The sequence below is a fragment of the Burkholderia sp. BCC1998 genome (assembly GCF_905339875.1).
Lineage (GTDB): Bacteria > Pseudomonadota > Gammaproteobacteria > Burkholderiales > Burkholderiaceae > Burkholderia.
The window spans coordinates 157,099-177,333 of record NZ_CAJPHE010000005.1 but is presented as its reverse complement, the minus strand read 5'-3'; the positions used below and the strand labels follow the sequence as shown (position 1 = coordinate 177,333).

The window sequence follows — 20,235 nt, the reverse complement described above, 5'->3', positions numbered from 1 at the left end:
GCGTGAATCAGCCCGCGCGCCGCACCGGCGCCATCTTCGAGAAATACTTCGCACCGGCCACGCAGCCGACGACCACGACCGTCACGACGAGCATCGACGGCGGCACCGTCTCGTGCAGCAGCCCGGCCGCGAGCAGGAAACCGAAGAACGGCTGCAGCAGCTGCAACTGGCCGACGCCCGCGATCCCGCCGAGCGCGAGGCCGCGATACCAGAACACGAAGCCGATCAGCATGCTGAACAGCGACACGTATGCGAGCCCCCACAGCGCGGCGGCGTCGACGCCGTCGAACGTCGCGGGCCACGTGAACCACGTGAGCGGCAGCATCACCGGCAGCGACAGCACGAGCGCCCACGAGATCACCTGCCAGCCGCCGAGCTGGCGCGACAGCCGCGCGCCCTCCGCATAGCCGAGCCCGCACGCGACGATCGCGGCCAGCATCAACGCATCGCCCGCCACCGACGCTCGACCGCCGTTGCGCAGCGCGAACGCGGCCACCGCGCCGCTGCCGACCAGCGAGAAGACCCAGAACGGCAGCCGCGGCCGTTCGCCGCCGCGCCAGACGCCGAACAGCGCGGTCGCGAGCGGCAGCAGCCCGACGAACACGATCGCATGCGCGGACGTCACGTGCTTGAGCGCGAGCGCGGTCAGCAGCGGAAAACCGACCACGACCCCGAGCGCGACGACGATGAGCGACGCGGTCTCGACACGCGTCGGCCGCTTCTGCTTCAGCGCGACGAGCAGGATCAGGCCGAGCACGCCGGCAATCGTCGCGCGCGCGAACGTGAGGAACAGCGGGTCGAGCCCCTGCACCGCGATGCGCGTCGCGGGCAGCGAGCCACTGAAGATGATCACGCCCAGCAGGCCGCTGAGCCATCCGTCGGTCGTCTTTTGCACGGAAAATCCTGGTCGGAACAAGGTGGATGACCGATGATCCGCCGCCCGCGAAAAGCGCGTAAGCTACAGCCCAATACAATTCGGACAAACTGTACTGGACAACCGGCCGTACAGTTCCCTCCCGCCATGAGCCGTTCCGTGCAAGACCCTGCTCCGCCCGCGCCGTCGCGCACGCGCGTGGAAACCGTGATGGATACGCTGCGCGCGCGGATCGCGAGCCGCGCGCTGATGCCCGGCGCGCGCGTGCCGTCGATCCGGATGATGGCCGACGCGCTGCACGTGTCGAAATCGACCGTCGTCGACGCTTACGAGCGGCTCGCGAGCGAAGGCGTGCTCGTCGCGCGGCGCGGCTCCGGCTTCTACGTGTCGGGCCATGCGCCGCCGCTCGCGCTCGCCGAACTCGGCCCGCGCCTCGATCGCGAACTCGATCCGCTGTGGCTGTCGCGCCAGGCGCTCGAGGCGGCGCCCGGCTCGGTGAAGCCCGGTTGCGGCTGGCTGCCGTCGTCGTGGTTGCCGGACGAGAGCCTGCGACGTGCGCTGCGCGCGGTGTCGCGCGACGAACCCGACGCGCTGACCGACTACGCGACACCGCTCGGGCTGCCCGCGTTGCGCCAGCAGCTCGCATGGCGGCTCGCGCAGCACGGCGTTCATGCGGAGCCCGCGCAGATCATGCTGACCGACGGCGGCACGCACGCGCTCGATCTCGTGTGCCGGCTGCTGCTGGAGCCGGGCGACTCCGTCGTGCTCGACGATCCTTGCTACTTCAACTTCCAGGCGCTGCTGCGCGCGCATCGCGCACGGATCGTCAGCGTGCCGTACACGCCGAACGGCCCCGATCTCGCGCGCTTCGAGCAAGTGCTCGCCGAGCACCGGCCGCGCCTGTACATCACGAACGCGGCGCTGCACAACCCGACCGGCGCGACGCTCGCGCCGCCGGTCGCGCACCGGTTGCTCACGCTCGCGGCCGAGCACGGCCTGCTGATCGTCGAGGACGACATCTTCGCGGATTTCGAAAGCACGCCCGCGCCGCGCCTCGCGGCATTCGACGGGCTCTCGCGCGTCGTGTCGATCGGCAGCTTCTCGAAGACGCTGTCGGCCGCGATCCGCTGCGGCTACATCGCCGCGCGCCCCGAATGGATCGACGCGCTCGTCGACCTGAAGCTCGCGACGTCGTTCGGCAATGCGCAGATCGGCGCGAACGTCGTGCACCGGCTGCTGGTCGACGGCACCTACCGGCGCCATCTCGACGGCCTGCGTATGCAGTTGGCCGATGCGATGGGCGAAACGATCCGGCGGCTCGCGCGCGCCGGGCTCGGGATCTGGACGGAACCGCGCGGTGGGTTGTTCGTGTGGGCCGAGCTGCCCGACGGGCTCGATGCCGCGCGCGTCGCGCGCCATGCGCTCGACCACGATGTGGTGCTCGCGCCGGGCAACGTGTTCAGCGCGTCGCACGGCGCGACGTCGTTCATGCGCTTCAACGTGTCGCGCTGCAAGGGGCCGGCGGTGTTCGATGCGCTCGGGCGGGCGATGGAGGCGGCGCGGATGTCGGAGCACGCGGTCGCGCAACCGGACACGAACGGGCGCGCGCTCGCCGGCGAACGTTGACGGCGGGCGATCGCGCTAATTGCCGGTCGCCACGATTTCCGCGACGAAATCGACGCGGACGCCGTGCTGCACGCCCTCGTCGCCCGCGTCGCCTGAGCGCGACCGGGGCGGCGGCTGACGTTGCCACGCCGCCGCCCCGGTCGCCCGATCACGCCTCCCCCGCGTGCGCCCTCGCCCGCACCTCGGCGAATGTCGTATCGACCAGCATCCGCCCGGTATCGAACACCGTTTCGAGCGCGTCATCCCACTCGCCTTCCAGCGCGCGATCGTCCCACGCGACCGGCAGCGTCACCGTCCGGTATTCTCCCGTGCGCCGATTGCGCAGCAACGTGAGCCGGCCCTGCTTCGAGCGCTTGCCCGGATCGGTAACCGGATCCTTGCTCACGCCGTGCCACACGTCGCCGCGCCGGATCGCCGAGCACTTCATCGCGAAGCGCTGCGTGTCGCGATTCACCTGCTGCAGCAGCGCGCCGCCCATCCCGAACACGACGTTGCCGGCCGCATAACCCGCGTCGTCGAGTGCGGACAGGATCGCGTCGATCGACAGCTCGTCGACGCCGTCGCCCTGGATCACGCGCACGCGATTCAGCACGCGCCGTCCCTTGCCGTTCACGGACGAGCCGAACGAAGCGTCGAGCGCGCGCACGGTCTGCAACACGATCTTCACCGGGTCGCCCGAATCGGGACGCACGACGAGCGTCGCGCCCGAATCGATCACCGCCTGGCGCAGCGGGCCACCCCACAGTTCAAGCGCGGCGAACAGATCATAGGAGTCCGACACGACCGACACGATCGCGCCGGGCAAACCGAAGCGAGCGATCATGTTCCGGTACGCATCGGCTTCGTGCTCACGCCCCCACGACGTGATCGTGCTGTGCTCGGCCGCGGGCACCGAGTACGCGGCCATCGGCTCGCGATAGAAGCGGTTCGCGGCCAGCACGCCGAGCACCGTGTCCGAACCCATGAAGCTCACGAGGTGTGCCGCGCCGCCGATCGCGGCCGACTCCGCGCTCGATACGCCGCGCGCGCCGAAGTCGTGCAGCTTGAACGGCAGCTGCGCGAGATCGTCGTCGGTCTTCTCGAGAAAGCGGCGGATCGTCTGCCGCAGATGCCAGCTGCGCGTCGCGACCGTCACCGGGTACCACACGCGCAGCAGCATCGTCTCCAGATACGATGCGAGCCAGAACACCTTCGGGTCGTCGCATTCGACGGTCATCAGCACGTTGTGCACGGGCACGATCGAACCTTCGGGCACCGCGCGGATCCTCACGGGCAGGTAGCCGTCGTAGCGCTCGACGACATAGCGCCAGCCGTCCTCGTTGAACGGCTCGCCGTGCACCGCGAAGAAATCGCGCGCATCGTCGATCATCGCGTGCGTGACCGGCCGGCACAGATAGTCCTTCAGCAACATCTGCAGGCCGAAGAACAGCGTGCGGTCATAGCGGCCGCCGCGCGACTCGACGTACGAGAACATCGCCTGCGTGTCGGGCGGGTATTGCAGAAAGTGGGAAGCCTTGTACGAATCCGTGTTGAGGATCGGATTGGCGAGAACCGCGGCAAAGCCGCCGGGATCGTTTTGCATGGCTAGAGCTCCTCTAGGCCGTTGAAGTGCCGCCGCGTCTGTCGCGGCGGACCGGAATCCGGGGAATCAGCGTGTCACAGCTTCCCCAGGAAGTGATACGCGATCTCGAAGTGATCCTCGAACATCACGTTGCGCATCTGCGCGAATTCGTTGAGCGGCACCCAGCGCGCCTTGTCGGCGTCGTCGCTGCCCTTCACGCGCGGCAACTCGCCGGTCGGGAAGTTGAACAGGCACGCGTGCGTGATCGTGCGGCCGCGCAGCGAGCGGGTCGGATGATCGAATACCTGGCGATCCTTGATCGAGCCGCGCAGCACGGGCTCCGGCAGCTTCAGGCCGGTCTCCTCGCGCAGTTCGCGGATGCAGGCCGCGTCGAGCCGTTCGTCCTGGTTCACGAACCCGCCCGGCAGCGCCCACAGGCCGCGGCCCGGTTCGCTGCGCCGGCGCACGAGCAGGAGATGGCCCGAGTGCACGACCACCGCGTCGACCGTCACGAACGTGACCGGATACGGTGCAGCCGACCACGCCTTGCGATACCCGGCGATGAATTCGGCCTCGGCCTTCAGCTGGGCGAATGCCGGCTGCGTGCGAAAGCGTTCGAGCCAGCCGAACACCGGTTCCGGCACCGCCCATTGCACGAAGCTGTTGGTGCGTTCGGCGAAGTACTGATCGCGGATTTCGGTGGCGGAGATGTCTTCGGTCGCATCGACGTCGACGAGCTCCCATTGCGGGAACATCCGCAGGTAATACGACGTGGCGTCCTTCTCGTGGCCGATCAGCCCGACCCTGCGCTGCGCGACCTCGCCGAGCGAGGCGGCCACGGCATCCTGCACCCAGCGCACCCAGTCGCCGTCGTTGTACGTCGTATCCTGCACGGGCGCGACCGTCACGCGCTCGCGCTCGGACGGCTCGAGCAGCGAAGCCAGCATCTGGCGGCGCTCGTCGAACGAGAACGGATCCTTGATGGTGCGGGGCTTGTCGGTCGATCCGATCAGCACGCATACGCGCTCGGCCCGGCTCAGTGCGGACTTCAGCACGTTCAGGTGACCACGATGCGGAGGCTGGAAACGACCAATGAAAACGAGCGCGTCGAAGCGCCGGTTCTGTTGCGTACTCATGAGGCTCCCTCAAGAGATTGAAACGCTTCGGGTCTTTCCCGAAGGCATGGAATCGATCGTAGGGGAATTCCCGGAGAAGGTCAATCGAGCGCGCGCTCGACTTGACGAAGTCTGAAGAATTGCGCGGCTTTGGCGGGTTACACTCGATTTCATCCCGATTACAGCGTTGCGCTTGCTACCCATCATGAGGATCTCAGTCAGCCGGATCGTCGGCGTCGATCGCAGACGCCTCTTCACGTGGTCGCAGGACTACGCGCGGCGGCTCGTGTGGGACAGCTTCCTTGCCGACGCGTACCTGCCCGACGGAATGACGGCCGACGTCGGCGTCGATGCGTTCTGCCGCAGCCAGTCGGGCGCGACGATGGTGTCGCGCTACATCTCGTACCGTCCGCCGCAGGTCGCGGCCGTCGAAATGGTCGACGGGCCGAAGGTGCTCGAACGCTTCAGCGGCAGCTGGAATTTCACCGAGCACACACCGGGCACGACCGAAGTGAAGTTCACGTATCACTTCCGTGCGCAGCCGTCCTGGCTGCGCTGGCTGCTCGAACCGCTGATCGGCGCGTTCTATCTCGTGCACACGCGCCGGCGTCTCGACTCGTTCAAGCGTTGGGCCGAAGCCGAAGCGCTGCCGCACTGACGCGCGACGCCGCGCGCATCAGAGGAACGGCGAAATGTTCGCGATCGCGCGCGACACGTAATCGTCCTTCTCGCCCACCGGCGCCACATAGTGAATCGCACTGCGCGCGGCCTCGACGCCGGCCAGACGCGCGATGAACCACGCGGCCAGATACTGCGATGACAGGCACCCGCCGGCGGTCGCGACGTTCCCGCTGGCCACGAACGGCTGGTCGAGCACGGCCACGCCGGCTTCCTGCACCCACGGCTTCGTGGTCAGGTCGGTACACGCAGGGACATCGCCGAGCCATCCCAGCTTCGCCAGCACGAGCGTGCCCGAGCACTGCGCGCCGAGCAATTGCCGCGCGGGGTCGAACTGCAATTGCGCCATCAACGCGGCATCGGCGACGACCTCGCGGGTCCGCACACCGCTGCCGACCAGCACGGCGTCCGCATCGCGGGCGTCCTGCAGCGACGCTTGCGCGTCGATCGTCACGCCGTTCATCGAGCGCACGCGGGCGGTCGGGCTCGCGATCGAAACCCGCCAGCCCGGCTGCTTGACCCGGTTGAGAATGCCGAGCGCGATCAGCGAATCGAGTTCGTTGAAACCGTCGAAGGTCAGGATGGCGATGTGCATGGGGGCCTCTGCGTGGAGACGTGGTACCGCCCGATCATAAGCGGTTCGCGCCATCGGTGCGTGCGCGTCATCGCGCGCGCGCCGCCGGCGCCTGCAACCCGACCGCTTACGCGACGCCGCGCGCCACCTGCTGCCGGACCTGCGCGTGCGTGCCGAGCGCGGCGGCGATCGCATCGACCGCCTCGGCCGCGCGCGCGGCGCCGCACATGAACGCATCGACGGCCGCGAAGCCGTGCTCCGGCCACGTATGAATCGTGATGTGCGACTCCGCGAGCAGCACGACACCCGTCACCCCATGCTCACCGCCGAAATGATGGAAGTGCGCGCCGATCACGCGTGCGCCGGCCTGCTGCGCAGCGTCGGTGAGTATCGTCTCGAGCCGCGCGGCGTCGCGCAGCAGTGACGCGTCGATGCCGGCGAGATCGGCCAGCACGTGCGAGCCGAGCATCGCACGCGGCGCGGCGATACCGTCACGCGCCGTCATTTGTGCGACCCGTACGACGAATAGCCGCTGCGCGCCGACGAACTGCCCCACCCGCTGCCGCCCGAACCGCTGCCGCCGAGCGACGCGCAGCTGAACAGCGTGACGACGATCAGCCCGTAAAGTCCGTAGAGGATGTAACGCATTACGAGTTGCCCCCGTCGGACGCGAAACCCTTCCACAACCATTCAGGCAGCCACAGCACGAGCAGGCCGATCAGCACGTAGACGGAGCGACCGCTGAACGAGAACAGCGACCCCATGTTGAAGATCACGAGCATCGCGCTGAACACGATCGGCAGCGGTGCGAAGCTGTGCGGCTGCTTCGCGCCGAACAGGCCCGTCGACGTCCCGGCGGAACCCGTTGCGGACGCAACCGCCGCCGTCGCGAGCGCCGGCGTCGCGAAGCGTTCGGCCAGTGCGCTGGCCGACAGCGGCCGCGCACGCGACCAGACGATTTCCGCGGCGCTGCGCTCGCGCGTGAGCTTGTCCTTCTGCCAGCCGTAGTCGGCGATCGACGTGCGGTCGCCGACCTGCACGCGCCAGTTGAACGCGCCGACCACGTACACGACTTCCGAGTCGTACGTCTCGCGCAGTCGATAGGTCTTGCCTTCGTCGGTGACGTCGGACTCGCCGCCGATCGTCGGCCAGTGATCGAGCACCTGCACGCGTTCCCAGCGCCCTTCGCTCTGCACGAGCCACAGGAAGCCGCGCTTCGGGTTCAGCAGCAGGTATTCGTCCCACGTTTCGTCGTCGTCCGGCACGCGGCAACGCATCATGCCGATCACCGTGTACTTCACGCCGTCGAACGTGCCGGTCGCACCGAGTTCCAGCGCGCCCTTCACCGCATCGAGCTTGCGCTGCGCGGCGAACACGGTCTGCTGCTCGGCCGTGCACTGCACGCCCGCGTGACAACTGCCGCACACGACGTAGTCGGCCAGGTTCGGTGCATACGACAGCGGCGCGCCGCAGCTCGGGCACGCGAACGGCACCATCTGCGCGCCCGGTTTCTCCCGCGTATCGTTGTCGATATCGCGCAGTCCCGTGAATGCGAGTGCGTCGAACGCCATCGCTTCGCCGCTGTAGACGGCCGGGCTCCCGCCGTTCGCCTCGGCGTCGGAATAGTCGTAGGTCGCGAATGCGTTGCCGGTGCGCAGGTCGACGACGCGCGCTTCCCAGCCCGCATCGATGCGGAACGGCAACTCGCCGTCGCCGCCCGTGCAGCGCGCGGTACGCACGTCGGACACGAGATACGCACGGCCGCCGTGGTCGATCCGCATGCCCGGCTCCAGCGTGCCGAACGCGGGCCACGCGCCGCCCGACGCATCGTCGGGCTCGCGCACCGTGACCGCGTACTGGCCCGACGCATCCGACAGCCAGCCGAATGCACCGTCGTCGAACACGACGTACCACTCGCTCCACATGCCGGCATCGTAGGTCATCTGGATGCGGCCGAGCACGGTGAACGCGCGCTTGCCGTAGCGCCCGGCCGTGCCGATCTGGATCGGCGACGCGTCGTCGAGCACCGTGGCCAGCTCGCCGATGCGCTCGACGTCGGCACCGCGCTTGAGCAGCGTGCTGCGACAGAACGCGCAGACGGCCATCACCGCCGCCGCCGAGCGAAACTCGACCGGCGCGCCGCACTGGGGGCACGAAGTACTGAACATGCGTGACGCTTACCGGGTGAGCTTCGCGAGGATATCCGCCTTCGCGCGCGCATAGTCCTCTTCGGTGACGAGGCCCTTGTCGAGCAGCGCCTTCAGCTGTTCGAGGCGTTGCACGTAATCGGTTCCTTCGGCCGCTGCGGCCGGCTGCGCGGCGGCAACCGGTGCCGCGACGGGCGCGGGCGGTGCGGCCGGCGCCGGTTGCGCGGCGCCCGCGATCTGGCCGGCCATCGCCTGCCCGATCACCGCGCCGGCCGCGAGCCCCGCGCCGACACCCGCGATGCCGCCCGGGTTCTGCGCGGCCAGCGGAATCGCCTGCGCCGTCTGGTATTGCGTCGCGCGGGCGAGATCGCCGGCCATCCCCGCGCCGATCCGCAGGTCGAGCGCCTTTTGCAGCTCGGCGGGCAGCGACACGCTTTCGACCGCGAACGCATCGAGCGCGAGGCCGTAGCGCGTAAACACCGGCACCAGCGCCTCGGCGACGCGTTGCGACAGCAGCGTCTGGTTCGCGGCCATGTCGACGAACGGCACGTCGGCGGAACCGAACGTCGTGCTCATCGCGGTGACGACCAGGTTGCGCAGCTGCTGCTCGAGATCGTCGACCGTGTACTGCGCGCGCGTGCCGCTCACCTCGCGGTGGAACGCGGCCGCATCGACGATCCGGTACGAGTAGATGCCGAACGCACGCAGCTGCACGAAGCCGAATTCACGATCGCGGATCGTCACCGGCTGCGCGGTGCCCCAGCGCCGGCCGAGCTGCAGCCGCGTGCTGAAGAAGTAGACATCCGACTTGAAAGGCGATTGAAAGAATTTGTCCCAGTTCTTCAGGTACGTGAGCACCGGCAGCGTGCGCGTTTCCAGCTTGTACAGCCCGGGCTGGAACACGTCGGCGACCTTGCCTTCGTTGACGAAGATCGCGACCTGCGTTTCGCGCACGGTCAGCTGGCCGCCGTACTGGATCTCCTGGTCTTCCATCGGATAGCGCCAGGCCAGCACGCCGTCGGTGTCTTCCGTCCATTGCAGGACGTCGATGAACTGCTTGCGGATAAACGAACCCAGACTCATGTCGGTCTCCCAGGACGCGTGGCGTGTCAGGTCAGGCAGGCGGCATTGATGATGCCGACGACGAGCGACGCGGTGCCCATCAGGCCACCCATCGCGACGTTGCGATCCTCGATCGCATGGTTCATGCCGGGAATCAGGCGGGTCAGCACCGCGTAGGTGACGAGCTGCACGGCCATCGCGCCGACCGCCCACAGCACGACTTCGCCGAGCGTCGAGTTGTGCGCGATGCTGGACGCGAGCGTCAGGCAGAAGCCGACCAGCGCGCCGCCGAACGACAGCGTCGCGGCCGCGTTGCCGTCGCGGATCAGGGCCAGTTCGTCGAACGGGGTGACCTTCAGGTACACTGCCGCGAACACGAAAAGCAGCACGAACGCCGACAGCAAATGAACCGCATAAAGATAGGCACTATTCATTCTTTTCCTCGGATTTTGTGCTCGGTTCGCCGCCCCGTCGCAGGCTGGCCCATGGCGGGCCACCCCACGAAAATCCGCGCCAGTATATCCACATTGACGAGCACTGCACAACGGACGCGCCATGCTGCATAAGCGCGCGCTTGTCCTGTCGATCCTCGTGCTCGCGTCGTGCGGGCTCGGCTACGAACTGATCAGCAGCGCGCTGTCGAGCTACCTGCTCGGCGATTCGATCCTGCAGTTCTCGTCGGTGATCGGCAGCTACCTGTTCGCGATGGGGATCGGCTCGTGGCTCGCGAAGTTCGTCGAGGACGACGACGTGCTCGACCGCTTCGTCGACATCGAACTGCTCGTCGGCCTGCTCGGCGGCGTGTCGGCAGCGCTGCTGTTCGCGGTGTTCGCGTGGCTGGCTGCGCCCTTCCGCGCGGCGCTCTATGCGCTCGTGCTCGCGCTCGGCCTGCTGATCGGGATGGAGATCCCGCTCGTGATGCGCGCGTTCCAGCAGCGCCGCCAGGCGTTCCGCCATACCGTCAGCGAAGTGCTGACCTTCGACTATCTCGGCTCGCTCGCCGTGTCGCTGATCTTCCCGCTCGTGCTCGCGCCGCGTCTCGGCCTGTTGCGCACGAGCTTCCTGTTCGGGCTGCTGAACGCGTTCGTCGCGCTGTGGACCACGCACCTGTTCCGCGCCGAGATCCGCAACGTGCGCGGCAAGCTGATGCGCGCGTCGCTCGTGATCGGGCTGCTCGTCGCCGGCTTCGCGCTGTCGGACCGCATCACGCACTGGGCCGAGCACGGCGTGTACGGCGACGAGACGATCTATTCGGAAACGACGCCGTACCAGCGCATCGTGCTCACGCAGTGGCACGACGACATGCGGCTGTACCTGAACGGCAACCTGCAGTTCTCGTCGCGCGACGAGCATCGTTATCACGAGGCGCTGATCCATCCGACGATCGAGGCGCTGCCGTGGGCGAAGCGCGTGCTCGTGCTCGGCGGCGGCGACGGCCTCGCGGTGCGCGAACTGCTCAAGCACCGCAATCTCGAACGGATCACGCTCGTCGATCTCGATCCCGCGATGACGAAGCTGTTCTCGACTTCGGCGCCGCTCGTGAAGCTGAACCAGGGTTCGCTGAAGGACCCGCGCGTACAGGTGATCAACGACGATGCGGTGCGCTGGCTCGAATCGAACGCCGACGTGTACGACGCAATCGTCGTCGACTTCCCCGATCCGACCAACTTCGGGCTCGGCCGGCTGTATTCGGTGCCGGTGTTCCGGCTGCTCGGGCGCCACCTGTCCGAGAACGGCTATGCGGTGATCCAGTCGACGTCGCCGTACTTCGCGCCGCACGCGTACTGGACGATCATCGCGACGCTGCACGAAGCCGGCCTCAACACCTGGCCGTACCACTGCTACGTGCCGTCGTTCGGCGACTGGGGGTTCGTGATCGCCGGCAAGCGTCGCGACTTCACCGTGCCGACACGCTATTCGGTGCCGACGCGCTGGCTCGACGCGCAGACGGCCGCCGAGATGTTCCACTTCCCGGCCGACATGCCGGCGCTGCCGATGTCGCCGAACGAACTCAACGACCAGCCGCTCGTGCGCCGCTTCGACGACGACTGGAAGCACGTGCTGCGCTGATGGATCGCCGCACGTTCCTCGTCGCGTCCGCGGCGGCGTCGCTCGCCGCGTGCGGTCGCAGCGGCTGGATCGAGACGACGCCGCGCGTCGGCTACCCCGGCATGCGCGAAGGCCATGCGCTGCGCGACCACGCGGCGCTGCCGCCGCCGTCCGGCACGATCGAGACCGACGTCGCGGTCCTCGGCTCGGGCGCGGCCGGGTTGTCGTGCGCGTGGCAGCTCGCGCGCGCGGGACACACACGCTTCGTCGTGCTCGCCGGCCCTGAATTCGGCGGCAATGCGGCCGGCGGCCGCTTCGGCGAACTCGGCTATCCGAAGGGCGCGCACTACCTGCCGCTGCCGTCGCTCGAATCCGCGCATCTGCGCGACATGCTCGCCGATCTCGGCGTGATCGAAGCGGCGCCGTTCTCCGCGCAACCCGCGTACGACGAACGCGCGCTCGTGCACGCACCCGACGAACGGCTGTTCATCGGCGGCCAGTGGCAGGACGGCATCGTGCCGACGGCCGGCCTCGACGCCGATGCGCTCGCGCAGCAAACGCGCTTCTTCGCCTACACCGACAGCCTGCGCTCCGCGCGCGGCGCGGACGGCCGCAAGGTGTTCTGCATCCCGCTCGCGGAATCGTCGCGCGACCCGCGCTGGCGCGCGCTCGACCGACGCTCGTTCAGGCAATGGCTGCTCGACGAGGGCTACACCGCGACCGCGCTGCACTGGTACCTGAACTACTGCTGCCGCGACGACTACGGTGCGGGTTACGAGCACGTGTCCGCGTGGGCCGGCCTGCACTATTTCTCGTCGCGCGGCGGCCACGCGAGCGATGCGAGCGACGGCGCCGTGCTGACCTGGCCCGACGGGCTGCATACGATGGTGACGAAGCTGAGCGACTCGATCACCGCGCGCACCGGCTCGAACGAGTGGTCGCGGCGCGGCTTCGCCGTTCGCGCGACCGAGCGCGCGGGCGGCGTCGACGTGCTGTGTGCGCGCATCGCCGACGACGGCACGCTGTCGACGTTCACGCTGAAGGCGCGGCGCGTCGTCAGCGCCATGCCGCTGTTCGTCGCGGCTCGCGTGTTTCCGCAGTTGCGCGCGTACGGCTTCGATCCTGCGCGCGACCTGCCGCCGCGCGCGCCGTGGCTCGTGTCCAATTTCCTGCTCGACGGGATGCCGGCCGAGGCAGCCGGCGTGCCGCTCGCGTGGGACAACGTCGTCTACGACGGCGCGGGGCTCGGCTATGTCGTGTCGACGCACCAGCTGATCCGGATGTCGCCGCCGACGCGTTCGGTGTTCTCCGCCTATCAGGCGTTGAGTACGCAAACGCCGGACGACACGCGCCGCTGGCTTGCCCAGGCAAAGCCCGATGCGTTGCGCGAACAGGCGGCGATCGACCTGCAGGCCGTCTACGGACGCGAACTGTGGAAGCACGCGACCGCGCTCGAGATCACCGTGCGCGGCCACGCGATGGCGACACCCGATGTCGGCTTCCTGAGCCGGCCGGGGCTGCTCGCGCTGCGCGAGGCCGATGGCCCCGTCGTGTTCGCGCACGCGGACCTGTCCGGGCTGTCGCTGTTCGAGGAAGCATCGTACTGGGGCATGCGCGCGGCCCGGCGCGTGCTCGCCTGAGCGCCGGTTTCCGCCGCGCGCGACGCCGCGCATTCCGTCATTGCGGCGCCGCCGGCAACCGCTATAATCGCGCGACATTCCGACTGCATTGAGCAGGCCGACGGTGCGCGCCAGGCGACGCGCCGCATGCCCTCCTCGACAACAACAATGACAAATCGAACCCTTCGACGCCTTCGTCCGTTCGTGCGCGCCGCCGCGCGCCTGCTCGCATGCGTCCCGCTGTTTGGCGCGCCGCTCGCGCTGCATGCGGCCGATGCGGCGGGTCCGGACGCACAGCCGGCCTCCGGCCGCTACGTCGTCGTCGACACCGGCCATACGCCGGCCCACCCGGGTGCCACCGGCGCAAGCGGTCGCGTCGAATACCGGTACAACCTCGACCTGTCCACCGCCGTCGCGCAGACGCTCGCCGCGCACGGCGATCGCGTGCTGCGCACGTCGGCCGACGGCCGCGAGATCGCGCTCGACCAGCGCTCGACGCAGGCGTCGGACGCAAATCTGTTCGTGTCGATCCATCACGATTCGATGCAGCAGCAGTTCATCGACGCGGGCCGGCAGCGCGAATTCCGCGGTTTCGCCGTGTTCGTGTCCGAGCGCAATCCGCACTACGCGGAAAGCCTGCGTTGCGCGAACGCGATCGCCGAACGCCTGGTCGCGGCCGGCGAACGGCCGTCGCTGTATCACGCGCAGCCGATCAAGGGCGAGAACCGCCCGCTGATCGATCCGCAACTCGGCATCCACCGCTTCGACGATCTCGTCGTGCTGCGTACCGCGCCGATCCCGGCCGTTCTGGTCGAGGCGGGCGTGATCGTCAATCCCGACGAGGAAAAGCGGCTCGCGCAGCGCGAGACAATCCAGCGCCTCGCCACCGCGATCGCGGGCGGGATCGACGCATGTACGGCGGCCAGGTAAAGGCGCCGCCGGTCGGTTTCAACGATTTTCACCCAGTGAGGAGCACCACAATGATGAAGAAGAATCTGCTCGTATCCTGCGCATTGCTCGCACTTGCCGTGCCGTTCGCCGCGCAGGCGGCCGGCTGCGGCAAACCGCGCAGCGCGTTCGACCAGGTGTACTGCAGCAGCAACGAGTTCTCGCAGGTCGACCGCGAACTGAACGACGAGTACGGCCGCGTGCGCAAGCAACTGAGCGGCGACCAGCAGGCGAAGCTGAAGACCGGCCAGCTCGCGTGGATGAAGCGGCGCGACGACCGCTGCAGCGAAACGCGCGACGACGGCTATCTCGTGAACCTGCAATGCGTGATCGACTTCACGCAATCGCGCCTGTCGTTCCTGCGCGAACGCGAGCGCGAATGCTCGAGCACGGGGTGCGTGACGGCGAAGCTCGGGGAGTAAGCATGCCGCCGGCGCTGCGCCGGCACGCTACGGATGAACCGGGGATGGCCGCGTTCGGCCATTCCCGTCAATCCATTCATTCGCTTCATGCGGCCGTTGACCTGCCGTCTCGTCCGCATGCTCGTCCCCGTTCATGTCGTGCTTATCCGCCACCCGGCAATGCGTGGCACCCCGAACGATCGTCCCGTGCCGTCCTCCCCCTGACGCCCCGCCACACCTTCGGTCCATTTCCCGCCGCGTGCGCCGCCGATATCGTGCTCGTGTCCATTCGCATCGCGGACACATCCCGATCGACCGATATCGAACCGGAGGCACATCATGCAATACGCATACCGTGGTGAAGACAACGCCCGCGCGGGCAAACCGGGCCGCACGCCGGCGGACGTCAAGGCGGCGGGCGGCTTCGCGCCGTGGCAGGCGAAAACCGTCGACGACGCGAAGAGCAATCTCGTGAAGCTCGTCACGAGCGGCACGCTCGCGCAGCAGGCGCAAAGCTGGTGCATGTACAAGAACAAGGAGAATGGCTGGTTCTTCAGCACCGGCACGGACACGCAGACGGCCTACGACAACTACGACTTCTTCTATCGTCTCGCGATCGACGGCCTGAAGAAAGTCGACTGGAGCGTGTTGAAAACCGACGTCAAAAGCATGAGCCTGTACCTGAACGGAACGACGCTCGACGACTCGACACTGATCGCCGTCGTGTGGTCGGTGCGCCCGACGGAATTGCTGGTCATGACGCCGGTCGCGACCGCAGCCGTCGAAGTGAAGGACGGCGAGAGCTGGAACGCCTTGTCCACGTATTGAACGGATTCGATCGCAGGCAACGACGCAGGCCGATTGCGCGTGACCCGCGGCGGGGTCACGCGTGATGTCGTCACAGGAACCACCGATACTCGCGCGCCCCGATCTCGTTGCGAAAATCCAGCTCCTCCTGCCGCTTGTTCTCGCAATACACCATCACGAATTCACTGCCGAGCCCGTCGCGCACGGCCGCGTGATCCTGCATCGCCGCGACGGCCGACAGCATCTCCTTCGGGAAATCGATCCCGCTGCCGCGGTCGTCGTTGAGCGGCGCGATCGGCTCGATCCGTGCGTCGAGCCCGTGCTCCATCCCGGACAGGATCGCCGCGAGCACCAGGTACGGATTCGCGTCCGCGCTCGCGAGCCGATGCTCGATGCGCAGATTGCGCGCATCCGATTCCGGAATCCGGATGCACGCGTCGCGATCCTCGAAGCCCCAGCTTGCGCGGCTCGCCGCATTCACCATCGAGCCGTAGCGGCGGAACGCATTGTGGTTCGGCGCGAATACCGGCATGCAGTGCGGCAGCAGCGCGAGGCAGCCGGCCACCGCATGCCGCAGCGGTCGCTGCGCGTCCACCGCGAGCAGGTTGCGGCCCGCGTCGTCATACAGGCTCACGTGCACGTGCATCCCGCTGCCCGGCGCATGCAGGTACGGCTTGCCCATGAAGCTCGCGCGATAGCCGTGCTGCAGCGCGACGCCGCGCGTGCTGCGGCAGAACAGCGCCGACCAGTCGGCCGCGCGCAGTGCGTCGTCGGTATGGCCGAAGTTGATCTCGAACTGGCCGGGCCCGAGCTCGGCCGTGATCACCGTCGCGTCGACGCCCTGCTCGCGCGCGGCCTCGACCATCTCGTGCAGCACATCGGAAAACCGCGACAGGCGTTCGATGTGCATGTTCGGCTGGTCGTCGCGGTCGTCGCTCAAGCGGTCGCGCGGATACTGCGGCAGCCCGTCCGCGAGTTGCGCGGCGAACAGGTAGAACTCGAGCTCGAACGCGACGACCGGCCGGATGCCGCGCGCCGCGAACCGCCGCAGCACGCGCGCCAGCACCTCGCGCGGCTCGAACTCGATCGGCGCGTCCGTGCCGTCGGAGCTGATCAGCATCTGCGCGAGCGGCTGCCGCTCCCAGCGCACCGGCTTCAGCGTGCCGGGAATCAGGCGGCGCGGCGCGTCGGGGTCGCCGTCGTTGAAGCAGTAATCGCCGATCTTGTAGAGGCCGCCCTGCGTGCCGAGCAGCACGCAGTTCTGCGGCAGCTTCAGCAGCGAGCCCGACGCGACCTTCTCGAGCGCATCGATCGGATAACGCTTGCCGTAGAAATGGCCCGGCAGGTCGAGACAGATCAGGTCGACATAACGGATCTCGGGATGCGCCTGCCGGAATGCGCGGACTTCATCGACCAGCACGGGAACGACGTCAGCCATGTCTCATCCTTTCCATGTCTTGTATGACGGTGCCGCGGCGCGGCGAACCGGACTCATCGGCATGCGGCACGCCACATGCCCGATGTCGATCAGTACTGCAAACCAGCAGCACGGCGCGACGATCCGTGGGACCGCCCGCCGGCGAACTCAGGTGAACACCCAGATCACGCGCGCCGGCGCGTCGCCCAGGTTCGCGTAACGAAACCGCTTGTGCGCGGGAAGCTGGAATGCGTCGTTCGGGCCGAGCGTGACGGGCGTGTCGTCGCCGTCGATCCAGATCGTCAGCTCGCCTTCAAGCACGAAGCCGCCCTGCTCGTCGCTGTCGTCGACGGAGCGCTCGCCGCTGCTCGCGCCGGGCGCGAGATGGCTCTCGAGGATCGAGAAGCGCGAGCGCATGTTCGGCGACACGAGGATGTCCGTGATGCCGGCCGCGTAATACACGGTGCGCCGCTCGTCGGGCCGCGTGACCCACGGCACGCTGCGCGGCTTGCTCAGGCTGTAGAAATACGTGGTCGGCACGCCGAGCGCCTCGCCGATCGCGGTGAGATCCGCGACCGTCGGGCGCGACAGCCCGCGTTCGACCTGCGACAGAAAGCCGACCGAGCGGCCGATCCGTTCCGCGAGATCGTTGAGCGTGACCTTGCGATGCTTGCGCAGGTCGCGGATCAGGATCGCCAGACTTTCTATCTCTTCCTGTTCGTTCATGATGAGTTCCGGTACGTCAGACGGTATCGCGCAAACGGTACCAGGCCTTGCCGATCGCTTCCAGCGGCGCGGCGAGGCGGTCGCCGCCGGGAAAGCGCGGGTTGCGGATGCGCTGGTACTGCGCGAGCAGGCGATCGTCGCCGAGCACGGCATCGGCGACCGCGCGCGCGCCGGCGAGCGTCGGCAGCACGCCGTGCCCCGAGAAGCCCTGCAGCCAGAAGCGCTGGCCGCGGCGGCCGATGTCGGGCGTGCGGCGCATGCTGATGTCGATGTGGCCGCCCCACACAAAGTCGAGCGGCACGCCGGCCAGTTGCGGGAACACGCGTTCGAGATGCGGGCGCGTCGCGGTCGCGATGTCGGCCGGAATCCCGCCGAGATACGTGCAGCCGCCGCCGAACAGCAGACGGTTGTCGGGGCTCAGGCGGAAGTAGTCGGGCACGAACTGGTTGTCGATCACACAGCTGTTCTGCGGCAGCAGTGAGCGGGCGACGTCCGCCGAAAGCGGCGCGGTCGCGACCTGGTACGTGCCGACCGGCAGCAACCGGCGCGACAGCTCGGGATCGAGCCGGTCGACGTACGCGTTGCACGCGAGCACCAGCACGTCCGCGCGCACTTCGCCGTGCGCGGTGCGTGCGACGTGACCGCCGGCCGTCTCGCGACAGTCGAGCACGCGGCTTTGCTCGAAGATGCGGCCGCCGGCCCGTTCGATCGTCTGCGCGAGACCGAGTGCGAGCTTCAGCGGATTCAGATGGCCGGCCTCGGGATCGTAGAGCGCGGCGAGATAGCGCGCGCTGCCGATCCACTCGGGCATCTCGTCCTGCCCGATCACGCGCAGCCGGTCGTAGCCCCAGCGCTGCGCGGCTTCGTCGCGGGCCTGTGCGAGCAACGCAACGCGACGCGGCCGCACCGCGGCCCACAGGCTGCCGGGCCGATAGTCGATGTCGAAGCCGTGCCGCGCGGGCAGTTCGCGCACTTCGGCCGCAGCCCAGCGCATGCTGTCCCACAGCATGCGCGCGCCGTCGCGGCCGAGCGAATCCTCGAGCGGCTGCATGTCGCACGACCAGCCGAGCAGCGCCTGTCCGCCGTTGCGGCCCGATGCGGCCCACGCGACGCGGCTCGCTTCGAGCACGACGACGCGCTTGCCCGCGAGCGCCAGGCGCAACGCCGTGTGCAGCCCGCTGAAGCCCGCGCCGACGACCAGCACGTCGGCGTCGATGCGTTCGTCCAGTTCGGGACGGCGCGGGATCGGCGCCGGGTAGGTACCGGCGTAGTAGCTTGCGACGTGACGGTCGGACTGCACGAACATGCGGGCTCCCGTGAAATTTCAGTCGGCTAATTTCATGAAAAATTAGCACGTCAATTTCACGGAGGCAAGCGGGAGGATGTGGGGGCGCGTCGTCACTCGGTCTCCATTGTCCCGTCGTCCGCGGATTTGACTCGACCCGCGAGGCGCGCGGCGATCAGCCGGGCAGCGGCCTGTTCTTCGACGCACGCGCCAGCGTCGCAAGACCGTCCGGCATTGCCAACGCAGTACGCTTGTCACGTCCGCCCGCGGCACGGCTATACTTTTCAAAATTTTCCACGTGATCATGTCTCCCGCAATCCCTATCGCAATCGAACGCGTCAAGCGTCGTTGGAACGACGGACGAACGTCACGCCCGGCGGGCCACAACGTGCATCATGGCGCGTGACCCACGGCAGCGCCGCACGGTTCAGCATTTCGCGCTGTATGGCGCGGAGGTCGACGCGGCATGGGTCGACATGGTGCATTACGAGCGTATTCCGCTGCGCGCCGGCCGCTTCGACTTCGACATCCAGCCGCACGTCCACGATGCGCTGATTCAGGTGCTGTACGTCACCGGCGGCGGCGGCGAAACCTTCATCGACGATCGGACGTGGGCGGTCGAAGCGCCCTGCCTGATCGTGGTGCCGGCGCGCGCCGTCCACGGCTTTCGCTTCCGGAGCGATATCGACGGTCACGTCATCACCGCCGCGCAGTCCGCGCTGGAATCGCTTGCGATGACGGCTGCACCCGAGTTGCTCGAATTCATCCGCACGCCGACCGTGCTGTCGGTCGATCCCGAAGTCGAACGCGGCACGCCGCTGGACGCCCTGTTCCAGTCGATCCGGCACGAGGCGGAGAGTCACGAGCGCTGGCAGTTCACCGCGGGCGCTGCGCTGACGATCGCGCTATTCGTCAAGATCGGCCGCCTCAGCGAAAGCGCGCGGCTTTCAGCCAGTTCCGAGCGGCGGACGATCGCCGCGCGGATCGAGCGATTCCGGGCGCTGCTCGACCGCCATTGCCGCGAACGGCGATCCGTCGCGAGCTATGCAGACGAGATGGGCGTGACTACCGGCCAGCTCACCCGCATCTGCCGCGCAACGCTGGGCGTCTCGGCCATCGAGGCGATCGACGCACGCACGGTTCATGAAGCCAAGCGGCTGCTCGGCTATTCGACGTTCAGCGTGAAGCAGATCGCCAGCGAACTCGGCTTCCAGGACGAAGCCTATTTCGGCCGCTTCTTCCGCAAGCAGACGGGACTCCGTCCGACCGAGTACCGCTCGGGGGCACACCAGCGCTCCTTGCCGGCCGAACGGCGCGAAACCGACTGACCCGGCTTCGCGTCCGCG

Annotated in this window: 20 protein-coding genes; 8 read left to right on the top strand and 12 right to left on the bottom strand. The window is 68.1% G+C overall.

Annotated elements, in window-relative coordinates:
- Positions 1-7: 7 nt before the first annotated feature.
- Positions 8-895, bottom strand: a complete 888-nt coding sequence (locus U5A56_RS11515; RefSeq protein ID WP_124485338.1) for a DMT family transporter — start codon at positions 893-895, stop codon at positions 8-10.
- Positions 896-1,021: 126 nt separating this feature from the next.
- Here U5A56_RS11515 and U5A56_RS11510 point away from each other — a divergent pair, with 126 nt between their 5' ends.
- Positions 1,022-2,500, top strand: coding sequence for a PLP-dependent aminotransferase family protein (locus U5A56_RS11510; RefSeq protein ID WP_321922396.1), 1,479 nt, complete (start codon positions 1,022-1,024; stop codon positions 2,498-2,500).
- A 148-nt stretch (positions 2,501-2,648) separates the two neighbouring features.
- On the opposite strand, the gene U5A56_RS11505 is transcribed toward U5A56_RS11510, so the two are convergent.
- Together U5A56_RS11505 and U5A56_RS11500 are read right to left on the bottom strand one after the other, a co-directional pair.
- A complete protein-coding gene (locus U5A56_RS11505; protein ID WP_321922394.1) occupies positions 2,649-4,082 on the bottom strand; it encodes a nicotinate phosphoribosyltransferase in 1,434 nt (477 codons plus the stop codon).
- A 74-nt stretch (positions 4,083-4,156) separates the two neighbouring features.
- Positions 4,157-5,197, bottom strand: coding sequence for a bifunctional nicotinamide-nucleotide adenylyltransferase/Nudix hydroxylase (locus tag U5A56_RS11500; protein ID WP_044848961.1), 1,041 nt, complete (start codon positions 5,195-5,197; stop codon positions 4,157-4,159).
- Positions 5,198-5,381: 184 nt separating this feature from the next.
- Between U5A56_RS11500 and U5A56_RS11495 the strand changes: the two genes are divergently transcribed.
- Positions 5,382-5,834: a type II toxin-antitoxin system RatA family toxin gene (locus tag U5A56_RS11495; protein ID WP_044848960.1), complete on the top strand. Its 453-nt coding sequence runs from the start codon at positions 5,382-5,384 to the stop codon at positions 5,832-5,834.
- An 18-nt stretch (positions 5,835-5,852) separates the two neighbouring features.
- Here U5A56_RS11495 and U5A56_RS11490 read toward each other — a convergent pair whose 3' ends face one another.
- The 6 genes from U5A56_RS11490 to U5A56_RS11465 form a co-directional block, all read right to left on the bottom strand.
- Positions 5,853-6,449, bottom strand: coding sequence for a DJ-1/PfpI family protein (locus U5A56_RS11490; RefSeq protein ID WP_321922391.1), 597 nt, complete (start codon positions 6,447-6,449; stop codon positions 5,853-5,855).
- Positions 6,450-6,555: 106 nt separating this feature from the next.
- Positions 6,556-6,933 carry an adenosylmethionine decarboxylase gene (gene speD / locus U5A56_RS11485; protein ID WP_321922389.1) on the bottom strand — a complete coding sequence of 126 codons (378 nt, stop codon included), beginning with the start codon at positions 6,931-6,933 and terminating at the stop codon, positions 6,556-6,558.
- Positions 6,930-7,076 (bottom strand): hypothetical protein, encoded by a 147-nt coding sequence (locus U5A56_RS11480; protein WP_170296473.1) that lies wholly within the window; start codon positions 7,074-7,076, stop codon positions 6,930-6,932. Before U5A56_RS11480 ends, speD begins: the two co-directional genes overlap by 4 nt.
- A complete protein-coding gene (locus U5A56_RS11475) occupies positions 7,076-8,596 on the bottom strand; it encodes a DUF4178 domain-containing protein (protein WP_321922387.1) in 1,521 nt (506 codons plus the stop codon). Before U5A56_RS11475 ends, U5A56_RS11480 begins: the two co-directional genes overlap by 1 nt.
- Positions 8,597-8,605: 9 nt before the next feature.
- The gene (locus U5A56_RS11470; RefSeq protein WP_321922385.1) at positions 8,606-9,658 is read right to left on the bottom strand and encodes an SPFH domain-containing protein; all 1,053 of its coding nucleotides are present in this window, start codon (positions 9,656-9,658) and stop codon (positions 8,606-8,608) included.
- 26 nt (positions 9,659-9,684) lie between these two features.
- Complete coding sequence (locus tag U5A56_RS11465) at positions 9,685-10,071, bottom strand: DUF350 domain-containing protein (protein ID WP_014898735.1); 387 nt, start codon at positions 10,069-10,071, stop codon at positions 9,685-9,687.
- 121 nt (positions 10,072-10,192) lie between these two features.
- Here U5A56_RS11465 and U5A56_RS11460 point away from each other — a divergent pair, with 121 nt between their 5' ends.
- The 5 genes from U5A56_RS11460 (at position 10,193) to U5A56_RS11440 (ending at position 15,482) form a co-directional block, all read left to right on the top strand.
- On the top strand, positions 10,193-11,707 hold the full coding sequence (locus U5A56_RS11460) for a polyamine aminopropyltransferase (RefSeq protein ID WP_321922383.1): 1,515 nt from the start codon (positions 10,193-10,195) through the stop codon (positions 11,705-11,707).
- The gene (locus tag U5A56_RS11455) at positions 11,707-13,326 is read left to right on the top strand and encodes an FAD-dependent oxidoreductase (RefSeq protein ID WP_321922381.1); all 1,620 of its coding nucleotides are present in this window, start codon (positions 11,707-11,709) and stop codon (positions 13,324-13,326) included. The genes U5A56_RS11460 and U5A56_RS11455 overlap by 1 nt, the downstream gene beginning before the upstream one ends.
- 147 nt (positions 13,327-13,473) lie before the next feature.
- On the top strand, positions 13,474-14,235 hold the full coding sequence (locus tag U5A56_RS11450) for an N-acetylmuramoyl-L-alanine amidase (RefSeq protein WP_321922379.1): 762 nt from the start codon (positions 13,474-13,476) through the stop codon (positions 14,233-14,235).
- A 50-nt stretch (positions 14,236-14,285) separates the two neighbouring features.
- The gene (locus tag U5A56_RS11445; protein ID WP_321922377.1) at positions 14,286-14,675 is read left to right on the top strand and encodes a lysozyme inhibitor LprI family protein; all 390 of its coding nucleotides are present in this window, start codon (positions 14,286-14,288) and stop codon (positions 14,673-14,675) included.
- A gap of 318 nt (positions 14,676-14,993) precedes the next feature.
- Positions 14,994-15,482 carry a hypothetical protein gene (locus U5A56_RS11440; RefSeq protein WP_044847931.1) on the top strand — a complete coding sequence of 163 codons (489 nt, stop codon included), beginning with the start codon at positions 14,994-14,996 and terminating at the stop codon, positions 15,480-15,482.
- A 70-nt stretch (positions 15,483-15,552) separates the two neighbouring features.
- Here U5A56_RS11440 and U5A56_RS11435 read toward each other — a convergent pair whose 3' ends face one another.
- The 3 genes from U5A56_RS11435 to U5A56_RS11425 form a co-directional block, all read right to left on the bottom strand.
- Positions 15,553-16,899 (bottom strand): glutamine synthetase family protein, encoded by a 1,347-nt coding sequence (locus U5A56_RS11435; RefSeq protein ID WP_321922375.1) that lies wholly within the window; start codon positions 16,897-16,899, stop codon positions 15,553-15,555.
- 147 nt (positions 16,900-17,046) lie between these two features.
- A complete protein-coding gene (locus U5A56_RS11430) occupies positions 17,047-17,604 on the bottom strand; it encodes a helix-turn-helix domain-containing protein (protein WP_044847929.1) in 558 nt (185 codons plus the stop codon).
- 16 nt (positions 17,605-17,620) lie between these two features.
- Entirely contained in the window at positions 17,621-18,910 is a 1,290-nt protein-coding gene (locus tag U5A56_RS11425) for an FAD-binding oxidoreductase (RefSeq protein ID WP_321922373.1), read from the bottom strand.
- 374 nt (positions 18,911-19,284) lie between these two features.
- Between U5A56_RS11425 and U5A56_RS11420 the strand changes: the two genes are divergently transcribed.
- A complete protein-coding gene (locus U5A56_RS11420) occupies positions 19,285-20,217 on the top strand; it encodes a helix-turn-helix domain-containing protein (protein ID WP_321922371.1) in 933 nt (310 codons plus the stop codon).
- Positions 20,218-20,235 lie beyond the last annotated feature (18 nt).